Source organism: Serratia bockelmannii, from assembly GCF_008011855.1.
Lineage (GTDB): Bacteria > Pseudomonadota > Gammaproteobacteria > Enterobacterales > Enterobacteriaceae > Serratia > Serratia bockelmannii.
This window is the reverse complement of the sequence record NZ_VOUX01000025.1, coordinates 1-16007: the sequence shown is the minus strand read 5'-3', so window position 1 is coordinate 16007 and position 16007 is coordinate 1. Positions and strand designations below refer to the sequence as shown.

General features: G+C 61.8%; 10 protein-coding genes. 5 read left to right on the top strand and 5 right to left on the bottom strand.

Annotated elements, in window-relative coordinates:
• Window positions 1-23: 23 nt before the first annotated feature.
• Window positions 24-3719 carry a methionine synthase gene (gene metH / locus FOT55_RS13040; protein ID WP_147823544.1) on the bottom strand — a complete coding sequence of 1232 codons (3696 nt, stop codon included), beginning with the start codon at window positions 3717-3719 and terminating at the stop codon, window positions 24-26.
• Between the two features lie 196 nt (window positions 3720-3915).
• Between metH and iclR the strand changes: the two genes are divergently transcribed.
• From iclR to FOT55_RS13015, 5 genes are all read left to right on the top strand, one after another.
• Window positions 3916-4746: a glyoxylate bypass operon transcriptional repressor IclR gene (gene iclR / locus FOT55_RS13035; RefSeq protein ID WP_004936648.1), complete on the top strand. Its 831-nt coding sequence runs from the start codon at window positions 3916-3918 to the stop codon at window positions 4744-4746.
• A gap of 252 nt (window positions 4747-4998) precedes the next feature.
• The gene (gene gntK, locus FOT55_RS13030) at window positions 4999-5538 is read left to right on the top strand and encodes a gluconokinase (RefSeq protein ID WP_004936645.1); all 540 of its coding nucleotides are present in this window, start codon (window positions 4999-5001) and stop codon (window positions 5536-5538) included.
• Complete coding sequence (gene gntU / locus FOT55_RS13025) at window positions 5535-6872, top strand: gluconate transporter (RefSeq protein WP_025304479.1); 1338 nt, start codon at window positions 5535-5537, stop codon at window positions 6870-6872. Before gntK ends, gntU begins: the two co-directional genes overlap by 4 nt.
• Window positions 6873-6970: 98 nt before the next feature.
• Window positions 6971-8785 carry a phosphogluconate dehydratase gene (edd, locus tag FOT55_RS13020; protein WP_147823543.1) on the top strand — a complete coding sequence of 605 codons (1815 nt, stop codon included), beginning with the start codon at window positions 6971-6973 and terminating at the stop codon, window positions 8783-8785.
• Between the two features lie 54 nt (window positions 8786-8839).
• Window positions 8840-9481, top strand: coding sequence for a bifunctional 4-hydroxy-2-oxoglutarate aldolase/2-dehydro-3-deoxy-phosphogluconate aldolase (locus FOT55_RS13015; RefSeq protein ID WP_147823542.1), 642 nt, complete (start codon window positions 8840-8842; stop codon window positions 9479-9481).
• Window position 9482: 1 nt separating this feature from the next.
• Here FOT55_RS13015 and aceK read toward each other — a convergent pair whose 3' ends face one another.
• From aceK to metA, 4 genes are all read right to left on the bottom strand, one after another.
• Window positions 9483-11237, bottom strand: coding sequence for a bifunctional isocitrate dehydrogenase kinase/phosphatase (gene aceK / locus FOT55_RS13010; protein ID WP_049208262.1), 1755 nt, complete (start codon window positions 11235-11237; stop codon window positions 9483-9485).
• 69 nt (window positions 11238-11306) lie between these two features.
• Window positions 11307-12614, bottom strand: a complete 1308-nt coding sequence (gene aceA, locus FOT55_RS13005) for an isocitrate lyase (RefSeq protein ID WP_025304483.1) — start codon at window positions 12612-12614, stop codon at window positions 11307-11309.
• 41 nt (window positions 12615-12655) lie between these two features.
• Window positions 12656-14254 (bottom strand): malate synthase A, encoded by a 1599-nt coding sequence (gene aceB, locus FOT55_RS13000; protein ID WP_049296303.1) that lies wholly within the window; start codon window positions 14252-14254, stop codon window positions 12656-12658.
• 374 nt (window positions 14255-14628) lie between these two features.
• Window positions 14629-15558 (bottom strand): homoserine O-acetyltransferase MetA, encoded by a 930-nt coding sequence (gene metA / locus FOT55_RS12995; RefSeq protein WP_063988506.1) that lies wholly within the window; start codon window positions 15556-15558, stop codon window positions 14629-14631.
• Window positions 15559-16007: the final 449 nt, after the last annotated feature.

Genomic DNA, 16007 nt, shown 5'->3' with positions numbered 1-16007 from the left:
CGCTGCGCCCTTAAAGAGGAAAGTCAGTCGGCGTCGTAGCCGAGGTTTGGCGCCAGCCAGCGCTCGACCTCGCTCACGCTCATCCCTTTACGCGCCGCGTAGTCTTCCACCTGATCGCGCTGGATCTGCGCCACCGCGAAGTACTTGCTCTCAGGATGGCTGAAGTACCAGCCGGATACCGCCGCTCCCGGCCACATAGCGAAGGACTCCGTCAGTTCCATGCCGGTGTGGCGGTTGACGTCCAGCAGCTGCCAGATGGTCGCTTTTTCGGTGTGCTCCGGGCAGGCCGGGTAGCCCGGCGCCGGCCGGATGCCCTGATAGTTCTCGCGGATCAGTTCCTCGTTGCTCAGGCTCTCGTCGGCGGCATAGCCCCAGTGCAACTTGCGCACCTGCTCATGCAGGTATTCGGCGAAGGCCTCCGCCAAACGATCCGCCAACGCCTTGACCATGATTTTGTTGTAATCGTCATGCTGCGCGTCGTACGCCGCCGCCAGCGCGTCTTCCTCCAGCCCGCCGGTCACCGCGAAGGCGCCGAAGTAGTCGGCCTTGCCGCTGCTTTTCGGCGCCACGAAGTCCGCCAGGCAGTAGTTCGGGAAGTCGGTTTTTTCCGTCTGCTGACGCAGATGGCGGCTCACCGCCAGCACCTCGCCGCGCCGTTCGTCGCGGTACACTTCCACGTCGTCGCCGACGCGGTTGGCCGGGAACAGGCCGTAAACGCCACGCGGGTTGAGGCTGCGCTCGGCGGCCAGCCGATCCAGCATCTGATTGGCGTCGTGGAACAGGCGCTTGGCCTCTTCCCCCACCACCTCATCCTCCAGGATGCGCGGGTATTTGCCCGCCAGCGACCAGGTCATGAAGAACGGCGTCCAGTCGATATAGTGGCGCAGCGTCTCGATGCCGGCCGCCACCGGAAACACGCCGAGCTGCCGCGGCGCCGGCGGCTGATAATCGGCCCAGTCCAGCGCCATGGCGTTGGCGCGCGCCTTCTGCAAATCGACCGGCGGCGTGCGCGGTTTTTTGCGCGCGTGCTGAATGCGCACCGTTTCATACTCTTTGCGGGTGCGCGCCACAAACTCGTCGCGCTGGGTGGCGGACAGCAGCGCCGACACCACGCCCACGGTGCGCGAAGCGTTCTGCACGTAGGTGGTCGGGCCGCTGTAGTTCTGCTCGATTTTCACCGCGGTGTGCGCCTTGGAGGTGGTGGCGCCGCCGATCAGCAGCGGCAGCGTAAAGCCCTGGCGCTCCATCTCTTTGGCCACGTTGACCATCTCGTCGAGCGACGGCGTGATCAGCCCCGACAGGCCGATGATGTCCACGTTTTCCTCGCGCGCGGTGCGCAGGATTTTCTCCGTCGGCACCATCACGCCAAGATCGACGATTTCATAGTTGTTGCACTGCAGCACCACGCCGACGATGTTCTTGCCGATGTCGTGCACGTCGCCTTTCACCGTCGCCAACAGGATTTTCCCCGCGGAGGTGCCCTGCTGCTTGCTGGCCTCGATGTACGGTTCCAGGTAGGCCACCGCCTGCTTCATCACGCGGGCGGATTTCACCACCTGCGGCAGGAACATCTTGCCCTCGCCGAACAGATCGCCGACCACGTTCATCCCGGCCATCAGCGGCCCTTCGATCACTTCGATCGGGCGTTCGGCCTGCTGCCGCGCTTCTTCGGTGTCCAATTCGATAAACTCGGTGATGCCCTTCACCAGCGAGTATTCCAGCCGCTTCTCCACCGGCCAGCCGCGCCATTCCGCCTGCTGCACCGCCGCTTCGCCGTCTTTGCTGCCGCGGTACTTTTCCGCCAGTTCCAGCAGGCGTTCGGTGCCATCCTCGCGACGGTTGAGGATCACGTCTTCTACCGCCTCGCGCAGCTCGCCAGGCAGATCGTCGTAAATCGCCAGCTGCCCGGCGTTGACGATGCCCATGTCCATGCCGTTGCGAATGGCGTGATACAGGAATACCGCGTGGATCGCTTCACGCACCGGATCGTTGCCGCGGAACGAGAACGATACGTTGGACACCCCGCCGGAGATCATCGCGTGCGGCAGGTGGATTTTGATGTCGGCGCAGGCTTCGATAAAGTCGACGGCGTAGTTGTTGTGCTCGTCGATGCCGGTGGCGACGGCGAAGATGTTCGGGTCGAAAATGATGTCTTCCGGCGGGAAACCGACGCGTTCGGTCAAAATTTTATAGGCGCGGCGACAGATCTCGAACTTGCGCTCGCGGGTGTCCGCCTGGCCCACTTCGTCGAACGCCATCACCACCACCGCGGCGCCGTAGCGGCGCACCAGCCTGGCGTGGTGGATAAAGGCCTCTTCGCCCTCCTTCATCGAGATCGAGTTGACGATGCCCTTGCCCTGAATGCACTTCAGGCCTTTCTCGATAACGGACCACTTGGAGGAGTCGATCATGATCGGCACCCGGGCGATATCCGGCTCGCCGGCGATCAGGTTGAGGAAGCGCACCATCGCCGCTTCGGCGTCGAGCATCCCCTCGTCCATGTTGATGTCGATGATCTGCGCGCCGCTCTCGACCTGCTGACGCGCCACGTCGAGCGCCTCGTTGTATTTCTCTTCTTTGATCAGGCGCTTGAAGCGCGCCGAACCGGTGACGTTGGTGCGCTCGCCGACGTTGACGAACAGAGTGTTGGCGTCGATGGTCAGCGGCTCCAGACCGGCCAGGCGGCAGGCGACCGGGAGCTCCGGCAGCCGGCGCGGCGGCACGCCCTCGACCGCCTTGGCCATCGCGGCGATATGTTCCGGCGTGGTACCGCAGCATCCGCCGATGATATTGAGAAAGCCGGCCTGCGCCCACTCCCCGACCTGGCGCGCCATCTCGGCCGCATCCAGATCGTATTCGCCGAAGGCATTCGGCAAACCGGCGTTCGGGTGCGCGGTGACGTAGGTCTCCGAGATGCGCGCCAGCTCGGCGACGTACTGGCGCAGCTCGTCCGGGCCCAGGGCGCAGTTCAGGCCGAAGGTCAGCGGCTTGACGTGGCGCAGCGAATTGTAAAACGCTTCGGTGGTCTGGCCGGACAGGGTGCGGCCGGAGGCGTCGGTGATGGTGCCGGAAATCATGATCGGCAGTTCCACCCCCAGCGCTTCGAATTCGGTTTCCACCGCAAAAGCGGCGGCCTTGGCGTTCAGGGTGTCGAAGATGGTTTCGATCATGATCAGATCGACGCCGCCTTCCACCAGCGCGCGAGTCGATTCGCGGTAAGCCGCCACCAGTTCATCGAACGAGATGTTGCGGAACGCCGGATCGTTGACGTTCGGCGAGATGGACGCAGTGCGGTTGGTCGGCCCCAACACCCCGGCGACGTAGCGCGGTTTTTCCGGCGTGCGCGCCGTCCATTCGTCGGCGCAGGCGCGCGCCAGACAGGCGGCCTGATAGTTAATCTCGGCGGACAGCGACTCCATGTGGTAGTCGGCCATGGCGATGGAGGTGGAGTTGAAGGTATTGGTCTCAAGGATATCGGCGCCCGCCTCAAGATAGGCGTAATGAATGGCGGTGATCACTTCCGGCTTGGTCAGCACCAGCAGATCGTTATTGCCTTTCAGATCGCTGCGCCAGTCGGCGAAACGCTCACCGCGAAAATCGCGCTCGTCCAGGCGATAGCTCTGGATCATGGTGCCCATGCCGCCGTCCAACACTAAAATGCGCTGCGCTAACTGGCGGCGCAGTTGTTCTACTCGATTCGTCACTGTAACCCCTTCCATTGCCATCCAGCCCATTGCTCAACTGCCGCAAAAACCAACGAGTCATCCTAGCACAGCTTGTAAGGACAAAGGGCCAGGCGACAATTGAGAGTTTTTCAGGTTGTGCGTCAACACCTCCGATGAGCTGACGGCGGCTTGCAATTCATCGACAAAAAACGAAAATGAATTCCATCATACGGAAAAAGGAATCTCACCCATGGCCACCCCTGCTCCCGCCAAGCGCGGCAAGAAGCCCCGCGCAGCAGCCCCCGCCGCCAGTGCGGCGACCGGTCAGGTACAATCGTTGACCCGTGGCCTGAAACTGTTGGAATACATTTCGGAAGCCCAGGGCAACGTGGCGCTGACCGATCTGGCCCAGCAGGCCGGCCTGCCGAATTCCACTACTCACCGCCTGCTCACCACCATGCAGCAGCAGGGATTCGTGCGCCAGGTCGGCGATCTCGGCCTGTGGACCATCGGCTCGCACGCCTTTGTGGTCGGCAGCAGCTTCCTGCAAAGCCGCAACCTGCTGGCGATGGTGCATCCGACGCTGCGCCGCCTGATGGAGGAGTCCGGCGAAACCGTCAACCTGGCGGTGCTGGATACCAGCGAGTACCAGGCGATCATCATCGATCAGGTGCAGTGCACGGCGCTGATGCGCATGTCGGCGCCGATCGGCGGCAAACTGCCGATGCACGCCTCCGGCGCCGGCAAAGCGTTCCTCGCCACCCTGCCGGACGATCAGGTGACCAAACTGCTGCACAAGAAAGGCATGCACACCTACACGCCGCATACCCTGACGCCACACAACCTGAAAGAGGGGCTGGCGCAGATCCGCAAACAGGGCTTCTCCTTTGACGACGAAGAGCACGCGCTCGGCCTGCGCTGCGTGGCGGCCTGCATCTTCGACGAGCACCGCGAAGCCTTCGCCGCCATTTCCATCTCCGGCCCGGTGTCGCGCATCACCGACGATCGCGTGATCGAGCTGGGCGCGCTGGTGATCCACGCGGCGAAAGAGATCAGCCTGGCCTACGGCGGCGTGCGCTGATCCAGCCCATCCGAGGGGCGCCCCAGCGCGCCCCTGCTCCCCTGCCATGCTCTGTTGTCAGCATGTAACAGGCTGTCGGCATCCTGTTTAGCACACAGGCAAAAAGCTTGAAGCCGATCACAGTTAACGATCCTCACGGCGAAAGCCCATTGCAACCGCTCAAACTTCCTTCGACAATGTTACCGATAACATGTTACCGGTAACAATCAGACTGAACGAAGGTAACGTCACCCGGTGTTTTGGAGCCAAGCCATGACCAACAATCAAAATCGTATTTACGTCGTTATGGGCGTTTCCGGCAGCGGCAAGTCCGCCGTCGCCGCCGCCGCGGCCCGCCAACTCTCCGCCGGCTTCCTCGACGGCGACTTCCTGCACCCGCGCAGCAATATCCTGAAGATGGCCGCCGGCGAAGCGTTGAACGACGACGATCGCGCGCCGTGGCTGGCCGCGCTCAACGACGCCGCCTTCGCCATGCAGCGCACCAACAACGTGTCGATCATCGTCTGTTCGGCGTTGAAAAAGCAGTATCGCGACCGCCTGCGCGCCGGCAACGGCAACCTGTCATTCATCTATCTGCACGGTGAGTTCCCGGTGATCGAATCCCGCCTGGCGGCGCGCAACGGCCACTTCTTCAAGCCGCAGATGCTGGTCACCCAGTTCGCCGCGCTGGAGCAACCGGGCGCCGACGAGAACGACGTGATGGCGATCGATATCAATCAGCCGCTGGACGCGGTGATCGCCGATACCGTGCGCCATATCCAGAGCTTCCTGCCGCAGGACGTGTGCGCGTGAGTACCGTAACGCTGGTCGGTACCGCAGTCGGCTCGGTTTTACTGCTGTTATTCCTGGTGATGAAGGCGCGCATGCACGCCTTCGTCGCGCTGATGCTGGTGTCCATCGCCGCCGGCATTTTCTCCGGCATGCCGCTGGAACACATCGCCGACACCATGCAAAAAGGCATGGGCGACACGCTGGGCTTCCTGGCGATCGTGGTGGCGCTCGGGGCGATGTTCGGCAAGATCCTGCATGAGGTCGGCGCGCTCGATCAAATTGCGGCGCAATTGCTGAAACGATTCGGACAAAGCAAGGCGCACTACGCGCTCGGCATCGCCGGCCTGATCTGCGCGCTGCCGCTGTTCTTCGACGTGGCGGTGGTGCTGCTGATCGGCATCGTGTTCGCCGTGGCGCGCCGCACCGACGGCAATATCGTCAAGCTGGCCATCCCGCTGTTCGCCGGTGTGGCCGCTGCCGCCTCCTTCCTTCTGCCGGGGCCGGTGCCAATGCTGCTGGCATCGCAGATGAAGGCCGATTTCGGCTGGATGATCGCCATCGGCCTGGTGGCGGCCGTGATCGGCATGCTGATCGCCGGCCCGCTGTACGGCAGCTTTATCAGCCGCTTCGTCAACTGGCCAATGCCGCCGGAAGAGAACGAGCCGACGCTGACCAAGGGCAATCTGCCGTCGTTCGGCTTCAGCCTGGCGCTGGTGCTGTGCCCGCTGGTACTGGTCGGCATGAAGACTATCGGCGCGCGGCTGGTCACTCCCGGCTCGCAGCTGCAGCAGTGGCTGGAGTTTATCGGCCACCCGTTCACCGCCATTCTGCTGGCCTGCCTGATCGTGATTTACGGTCTGGCGAAACCGCGCGGCATGAGCAACGAACAGACCCTGGCCATCTGCTCCGCCGCCGTGCAGCCGGCCGGAATCATCCTGCTGATGACCGGCGCCGGCGGGGTGTTCAAGCAGATCCTGGTGGATTCCGGTGTAGGGCCAGCGCTGGGTGACGCCATGATCGGCGCCGGCCTGCCGATCGCTGTGGCAGCGTTCGCGTTGTCCGCCATGGTGCGGGTGATCCAGGGCTCGGCCACCGTCGCCTGCCTGACCACCGTCGGCCTGGTGCTGCCGGTCACCAGCCAGCTCGGGCTGAACGGCGGGCAGTTGGCCGCGCTGGCCATCTGCATCGCCGGTGGCTCCATCGTGCTGAGCCACGTCAACGACGCCGGTTTCTGGCTGTTCGGCAAATTCACCGGCGCCAACGAACTGCAAACGCTGAAAACCTGGACGGTGATGGAAACCATTCTGGGCAGCGTCGGCGGCGCCATCGGCATGATTGCATTCACGATGTTTTAAATCCTGAATCGCCCCCGGCCTTGCACACCAGGGCTGCAAATCACCCCCGGGGGCACCGCCACAGGCGGCGACTATAACAACAGCAATGTGAGGAAGGCATGATTAACCCAACCTTGTCCCGTGTCACACAGCGCATCATCCACCGTTCCCAAGCCAGCCGCGCCGCCTATCTGGCGCGCATCGAAGCGGCCCGCGCCCAAACCGTCCACCGCGCGCAGCTGGCCTGCGGCAACCTGGCCCACGGCTTCGCCGCCTGTCAGCCCGATGACAAGACGTCGCTGAAAAACATGGTGCGCAGCGATATCGCCATCATCACCGCTTATAACGACATGCTGTCGGCCCACCAGCCGTATGAGCACTACCCGCAGCGGCTGAAGCAGGCGCTGAAAGCGGTCGGTGCCGTGGGCCAGGTGGCCGGCGGCGTGCCGGCGATGTGCGACGGCGTGACGCAGGGACAGGACGGCATGGAGCTGTCGCTGATGAGCCGCGACGTGATCGCCATGTCGGCCGCCGTCGGCCTGTCGCACAATATGTTCGACGGCGCGCTGTTCCTCGGCATCTGCGACAAGATCGTGCCCGGACTGGTGATGGCCGCCCTCTCCTTCGGCCACCTGCCCGCGCTGTTCGTGCCGGCCGGCCCGATGAGCAGCGGCCTGCCGAACAAGGAAAAGGTGCGCGTGCGCCAACTGTACGCCGAGGGCAAGGCCGACCGTCTGGCGCTGCTGGAAGCCGAGGCCGCGTCCTATCACGGTATCGGCACCTGTACCTTCTACGGCACCGCCAACACCAACCAGATGGTGATGGAAGTGATGGGCCTGCACCTGCCGGGCGCCTCTTTCGTGCATCCGGACACGCCGCTGCGCGACGCGCTGAACGACGCCGCCGCGCGCCAGGTGACCCGGCTGACCGACACCGCCGGCAACTACCTGCCGATCGGCCGTCTGGTGGACGAGAAAGTGGTGGTGAACGGCATCGTCTCGCTGCTGGCCACCGGCGGCTCCACCAACCTGACCATGCATCTGGTGGCGATGGCGCGCGCAGCAGGCATCATCATTACCTGGGACGATTTCTCGGAGCTGTCGGAGGCGGTGCCGCTGCTGTGCCGCATCTATCCGAACGGCCCAGCCGACATCAACCAGTTCCAGGCCGCCGGCGGCGTGCCGCTGGTGGTGCGCGAGCTGCTGCAACACGGGCTGCTGCACGAAGACGTGCATACCGTGGCCGGTTTCGGCCTGCACCGCTACACCCAGGAACCGTGGCTGGATAATGGCCAGCTGGTGTGGCGCGAAGGCGTGGCCGGCTCGCTCGACGCCAGCGTGATCGCCAGCGTCGCTCAGCCGTTTGAGCATCACGGCGGCACCAAAGTGATGGCCGGCAATCTGGGCCGTGCGGTGATGAAAACCTCGGCGGTGCCCGCCGACAACCAGATCATCGAAGCGCCGGCGGTGGTGTTCGACAGCCAGCACGACATCGTGCCGGCGTTCGAAGCCGGCAAGCTGGATCGCGATTGCGTGGTGGTGGTGCGCTTCCAGGGGCCGCAGGCCAACGGCATGCCGGAGCTGCACAAGCTGATGCCGCCGCTGGGCGTGCTGATGGATCGCGGCTTCAAAGTGGCGCTGGTGACCGACGGCCGCCTGTCAGGCGCCTCCGGCAAGGTGCCTTCCGCCATCCACGTCACCCCGGAAGCCTATAGCGGCGGCCTGCTGGCGAAAGTGCGCGACGGCGATCCGATCCGCGTCAACGGCCGCAGCGGCGAGCTGCAGGTGCTGGTCGACGCCGACGAGCTGGCGCGGCGCACGCCTTGCCAACCCGATCTGAGCGCCGAACACATCGGTTGCGGCCGCGAGCTATTCGGCGCGCTGCGCAGCCAGCTGTCCGGCGCCGAGCAGGGCGCCTGCTGCATCAAATTTTAATCGATAGCCTGGCCGCATCGCCGCCTGGCGGCGGCCACAGAGGAGAACGTCATCATGAACAAGTGGAAAACAAGCGCCGAGCAGATCCTGACGGCGGGGCCGGTGGTGCCGGTCATCGTTGTCAACAAGCTGGAACATGCGGTGCCGCTGGCGAAAGCGCTGGTCGCCGGCGGCGTGCGGGTGCTGGAGGTGACGCTGCGTACCGCCTGCGCCATGGACGCCATTCGCGCCATCGCCCAAGAGGTGCCGGAAGCGATCATCGGCGCCGGTACGGTGATCAATCCGCAGCAGCTGCGTGAAGTGACCGAAGCCGGCGCGCAGTTCGCCATCAGCCCAGGATTGACCGACGAACTGCTCAAGGCGGCCACCGCCGGGTCCATTCCGCTGATTCCGGGCATCAGCACCGTTTCCGAGCTGATGCTGGGCATGGATTACGGCCTGCGCGAGTTTAAATTCTTCCCGGCGGAAGCCAACGGCGGCGTAAAAGCGCTGCAGGCGATCGGCGGCCCGTTCCCGCAGGTGCGTTTCTGCCCGACCGGCGGCATCTCGCCGGACAATTACCGCAGCTATCTGGCGCTGAAAAGCGTGCTGTGCATCGGCGGCTCCTGGCTGGTGCCGGCGGACGCACTCGAAAGCGGCGACTACGCGCGCATTACCGAACTGGCGCGCGCCGCCGTCGCGGGCGCCCAGGCCTGATTTACATCGCAGCGGTGGCGGCCGGCAGCGCCGCCCCGCTGCGCTGGCTGAACCGCTGCTTCTTGCGATAAGCAAATACGTCTTCCACATGCCCTTCGCGGATGCGCTGCTGCAACCCGCGCCAATACTCCGCGGTAAACAGATCGCTGTGCAACTCTTCAAACACCAGCCGAATGCGCCGATCGCCGCACAGGAAGTGGCGGAACTCTTCCGGGAACACATCGTTGGGCGCGATGCTGTACCACGGCTCGCTGGCCAGCTCGTCCTCCGGATAACGCGGCGGCGGAATGTCGCGGAAGTTGACCTCGGTCATGTAGCAAATTTCGTCGTAGTCGTAGAACACCACCCGCCCGTGGCGCGTCACGCCGAAGTTCTTGAACAGCATATCGCCGGGGAAAATATTGGCGGCGGCCAACTGCTTGATCGCGTTGCCGTACTCTTCAATCGCATCGCGCATTTGCTGGTCGTTGGCCTGCTCCAGATACAGGTTCAGCGGCGTCATGCGCCGTTCCATATACAGGTGTTTGATCACGATGCGATCGCCGAGATCTTCCAGCTTGTCCGGCACTTCGCGCCGAAGCTCCGCCAACAGCTCAGGGCTGAGACGCGCCTTGTCGACGACGAAATTCTCGTACTCCTGGGTATCCGCCATGCGCCCGACGCGATCGTGCTCTTTCACCAGCTGATAGCAAGCCATCACCTGCGCCTGCGTCACCTCTTTTTGCGGGGCGAATTCGTCTTTGATCACTTTAAACACCCGATCGAAGGACGGCAGGGTGAACACCAGCATCACCATGCCCTTCACCCCCGGCGCGATGATAAATTGCTCCTGCGACTGCGCCATAAAGGTCAGGTATTCGCGATAGCATTCGGTTTTACCGTGCTTCTGGCAGCCGATCGCCATGTACAGCTCGGCGGTGGTTTTGCCCGGCAGGATCTCGCGCAGCCACTCCACCATCGCCGCCGGCAGCGGCGCGTAGACCATGAAATAAGAGCGGGCGAAGCCGAAGACAATGCTGGCCTCGGCCTTGCCGGTCAGGCAGGCATCGATAAACAGCGCGCCCGACTCGCTGTGGTGGATCGGGAGCAAGAACGGATAAACACCGTCGGCCAGGCGCAGCTTGCCGACCAGCCAGGCGGCCTTGTTGCGATAGAACAGTTCGTTGGCTATCTGGAAGGTTGCGCCCGCCAGCTGCGGTGCGCTGAAGGCGCGTTGCAGCGCCTGAGTGATGTCGCGAATATCGCGCGCCAAGTCCTCCCACGGCAGCCGCAGCGGCAGATCGCTCAGCACACTGCGCAGCATCGCCGGCAGATCGCCATTGGGGGTAAAATCGCGCGCCAGCGGACGCGGTATGTCGCGAAAGCGCCGTTCCGGCTGCGAACTGAAGACGAACAGCTTGTCCGGCGTCAGATCGCGGTGCTTGAACAGCCGGCAATAGACCGAGTTAAAGAAGCTTTCGGCGATCTCGAAACGCGGATAGTCCGGCAGCAGGTCGATATAAACCGCTTTAACCCGGCTGGGGAAGTCGGCATCGAAGTATTTCTGCCCGGTGATGCATTTGAGCTGCTCCACCACCAGGCCGACGTGATGGTCATACAGATGGATGCGCTTTTTCATCGCCTGCTGCACCGCCGGCCAGTCCGCCTGCTCGAAGCGCTGCTGCGCGCCGGCGGTCACTTCCAGAAAGCGGCCGTACTGCGCATCGAAGCCCTGCAGGATCGTCTGTGCGATCAACAACTCCAGTTTTGCCGCCATCCTTACCCCCGCCAGAAAAAGAAGCCTGCGCATGCAGGCTCCGGGTGAAACGTCTTCAAGCTTGCCGCATCAGAACTGCTGTTCTTCCGTCGAACCGGTCAGCGCGGTGACCGAAGAGGCGCCGCCCTGAATGACGGTGGTGACCTTGTCGAAGTAGCCGGTACCCACCTCCTGCTGGTGCGACGCGAAGGTGTAACCGCGATCCACCGCGGCGAACTCCGCCTGCTGCACCTTCTCGACGTAGTGTTTCATCCCCTCGCCCTGCGCATAGGCGTGCGCCAGGTCGAACATGTTGAACCACATGCTGTGGATGCCCGCCAGCGTGATGAACTGATACTTGTAGCCCATGTCCGACAGCGCCTGCTGGAAGCGGGCGATGGTCTGGTCGTCGAGGTTCTTCTTCCAGTTGAACGATGGCGAGCAGTTGTAGGCCAACAGCTTGCCTGGATATTTGGCGTGGATGGCGTCGGCGAAGCGCTGGGCGGCATCCAGATCCGGCGTTGAGGTTTCGCACCACACCATATCGGCGTAAGGGGCATAGGCCAGGCCGCGGCTGATCGCCTGTTCGACGCCGGCATGGGTGCGGAAGAAGCCTTCCGCCGTACGCTCGCCAGTGACGAAGGCGCTGTCATACGGATCGCAGTCAGAGGTCAGCAGGTCGGCCGCATCGGCGTCGGTACGGGCGATCACCAGCGTCGGCACGCCGAGCACGTCGGCCGCCAGGCGCGCGGCGACCAGTTTCTGGATCGCTTCTTGCGTCGGCACCAGCACTTTGCCGCCCATATGGCCGCATTTCTTCACCGCCGCCAGCTGATCTTCGAAGTGCACCCCGGCGGCCCCGGCGGTAATCATCGCTTTCATCAGCTCAAAGGCGTTCAACACGCCGCCGAAGCCGGCTTCCGCATCGGCGACGATCGGCAGGAAATAATCGGTGTACCCTTTGCTGCCCGGCTCAATCTGGTTCGCCCATTGGATCTGATCGGCACGGCGGAAGGTGTTGTTGATGCGCTCGACCACCTTCGGCACCGAGTCCACCGGATACAGCGATTGGTCAGGGTACATGGCCGCCGCGCTGTTGGCGTCGGCCGCCACCTGCCAACCGGACAAGTAGATGGCCTCGACGCCGGCTTTGGCCTGCTGCAGCGCCTGGCCGCCGGTCAGCGCGCCCAGGCAGTTCACGTAGCCTTTGCGCGCCTTGCCGTTCAACAATGCCCACAGTTTGGCGGCGCCGTTTTGCGCCAGGGTGCATTCCGGGTTGACCGAACCGCGCAGGTTGATCACGTCTTCGGCGCTATAGGGGCGGGTAATGCCTTCCCAACGGGCCGATTTCCATTCCTGTTCCAACTGCTGGATCTGTTGAGAGCGAGAGGTAGACATAATTTTTATCCTTTCAGTCATGTAGGGTTGATTGGGAAAATTCAGGCCAGCAGCTCATAGCCGGGCAGCGTCAGGAAATCGATTAATTCATCTTGCGTGGTGATGCGCTCCATCAGGCTCGCCGCCTCTTCGAACCGGCCGGCGTTAAAGCGCGCTTCCCCTACTTCTTCACGCACCACCAACATCTCTTCTTGCAGCATCTGGCGGAACAGCGCCTTGGTGACCGGGCGCCCGTCGTTCAGGCTCTTCTCGTGGTGGATCCACTGCCAGATAGACGTGCGGGAGATCTCCGCCGTCGCCGCATCCTCCATCAAACCGTAAATCGGCACGCAGCCGTTGCCGGAGATCCAGGCTTCAATGTACTGCACCGCCACGCGGATATTGGCGCGCATCCCTGCTTCGGTGCGTTCGCCGTCGCACGGTTCCAGCAGCTGTGCGGCGCTGATCGGCGCATCCTGCTCACGCAGCACGTCCAGCTGGTTTTGACGATCGCCCAATGCGTTGCCGAACACCTCCATCACCGTGTCCGCCAAGCCCGGGTGCGCCACCCAGGTGCCGTCGTGGCCATTGTTGGCCTCCAGCTCTTTGTCCGCCCGTACCTTGTTCAGCACCCAGGCGTTTTTTTCGGCGTCTTTGCTCGGGATAAACGCCGCCATGCCGCCCATGGCGAACGCGCCGCGCTTATGACAGGTTTTGATCAACAGGCGCGAATAGGCGCTGAGGAAAGGTTTTTCCATGGTCACCGACTGACGATCCGGCAGCACGCGATCGCCGTGGTTCTTCAGCGTTTTGATGTAGCTGAAGATGTAATCCCAACGGCCGCAGTTCAGACCGACGATGTGATCGCGCAGGTGGTAGAGGATCTCGTCCATCTGGAACACCGCCGGCAAGGTTTCGATCAGCACGGTCGCCTTAATGGTGCCGCGCGGCAGATCGAAACGATCCTCGGTAAAGCTGAAGACATCGCTCCACCAGGCCGCTTCCTCCCAGGACTGGGTTTTCGGCAGGTAGAAATACGGGCCGCTACCCTTGGCCAACAGCTGGCGATAGTTGTGGTAGAAGTACAGCGCGAAATCGAACAGGCCGCCGGGGATGGCTTCATCACGCCACAAGACGTGTTTCTCCGGCAGGTGCAAGCCGCGCACGCGAGCGATCAACACCGCCGGATTCGGTTTCAGCTGGTAGATCTTGCCGGCTTCATTGGTGTAGGAGATGGTGCCGTTAACCGCATCGTGCAGATTGATTTGACCGTCGATGACTTTGTCCCAGCTTGGCGCCAGCGAGTCTTCGAAGTCCGCCATAAACACTTTTACGTTGGCGTTCAGCGCATTGATCACCATCTTGCGCTCGACCGGCCCGGTGATCTCTACCCGGCGATCGCGCAGGTCTTGCGGAATGCCGCGGATTTGCCAGTCACCTTCACGAATGGAAGCGGTTTCCGAAATAAACCCCGGCAGTTCACCGCGATCGATATTTTGTTGCCAGCGGACACGCGCCGCCAGCAACTCGTTGCGCCGCGGCGTGAATTTCCCCACCAGGTCCGCCAGGAATTCAACCGCTTCATCCGTTAACACCTGGCGCTCCGCTGCGGCGAAACCCTGAGTAAACCTTAATTCCGTGCCTGCTATCTGTTGCGTCATGACCTTGCTCCTTCCCATCGTTGCGCCCGCGCGACCGGCGCATTTTCATCAGAAATCACTGTGGATCAGGGCGGATGAAACGATCCTCAACTGGTCAGATCTCATCCCGATAGCTCTAAGAATACTCAACAAAAAATAAAAATCAAAAACCATTTCCATTTTATTATTAAATATTTTATTAACACTTTATTATCAATTGGTTAGGATAAATAACACGATAAACAGGTAAGGAAATCGGTTCCAATAGAATTGCAAAGACGGACTAACGCTTTGTTAGGCAATGGTTTTTTAGGAAAATTGACGGGTAAAAAGAGGATCGGGCAGAGGATGAGCAGTGCGGCGGCCTCGATTCAGCCGCCGGCAGGCAGAAAAGATCAGTCGAGCGTCGGATTCATATGGCGCAGATCGTAAGGCGTGATCTGGTAGACGTAATAGTTGAGCCAATTGGAAAACAGCAGGTGGCCATGGCTGCGCCAGGTGGCTTTCGGTGTCAGTGCGGGGTTGTCATCGGGGAAATAGTTGAGCGGTACGGCAGGATCGAGGCCAGCTTCGTTGTCGCGACAATACTCTCCTGCCAGGGTCAACGTATCGTATTCCGGATGGCCGGTGACGAACGCCAGGCGCTTATCCCTGCTGGCGAACAGGTAGGCTCCGGCCTGTTCGGATTCGGCCAAGATGTCCAGGTCGGTATATTGGCGAATCACCTCGGTCGGGAAATCGGCATAGCGCGAATGCGGCGCCAGGAAGCTTTCGTCGAAGCCGCGCGTCAGCAACGCATGCTGCTGCAGCGTTTGGTGCGGATAAACCCCGGAGAGCTTCACTTCACGCGTCATCTTGGGAATGCCGTACAGAATATTCAACGCCGCCTGTACCGCCCAGCACACGAACAGCGTGGAGGTAACGTGGTTCTTAGCCCAGTCGATCACCCGTTCGATCTGCGGCCAGTAGGCAACATCGCAAAAATCAACCAGCCCCAGCGGCGCGCCGGTGACGATCAGGCCATCGAAGTTCTCATTCTGGATATCCTCGAAGTCGCAGTAGAAGTTGTTCAGATGCTCGGCCGGCGTGTTCTTCGATTCGCGGCTGTCGATGCGCAGCAGCTGGATATCAATCTGCAGCGGCGAGTTGGAAAGCAGGCGCAGAAACTGGTTTTCCGTTTCGATCTTCTTTGGCATCAGGTTAAGGATCAGCACTTTCAGCGGCCTGATTTCCTGTGTTTTTGCCCGCGAGGATGTCATCACGAAGACATTCTCACCGCGCAAGAAATTGACCGCAGGTAACTCATCAGGAACACGAATCGGCATTGCTTAACCCTCACACATCCATTTATACGTTTAGACTTCTAGATGCCCGAAGATAGCGTTTTTTTCCGTCGCTGTCGAGCATTCAGCGGAAAGGTGAAAATGTTTCATTGCGCGAACTGCGTCAGGATCTTTGGCAGGGAGGATGAGAGGTACTGAAAGCAAAAAGGCCATCCTTTCGGATGGCCTCTTGGCTTATTTGGTGCTTGGCAGTGTCCTACAGTATTCGTCTCATCCTGAGACTCTCCCCTGCGGGGCCGCCGCAAGCGGCGTTAAGGCCCGTTCCCGACGGGCCTTTCGCATGCCCATGCTCGAGCAGAACACCAAATAACAGACAAAACAAAAAGCCCCATGCTTTCGCATGAGGCTTGTTGTTTTATTTGATGCTTGGCAGTGTCCTACTCTCGCATGGGGAGACCCCACACTACCATCGGCGCTACGGCGTTTCACTT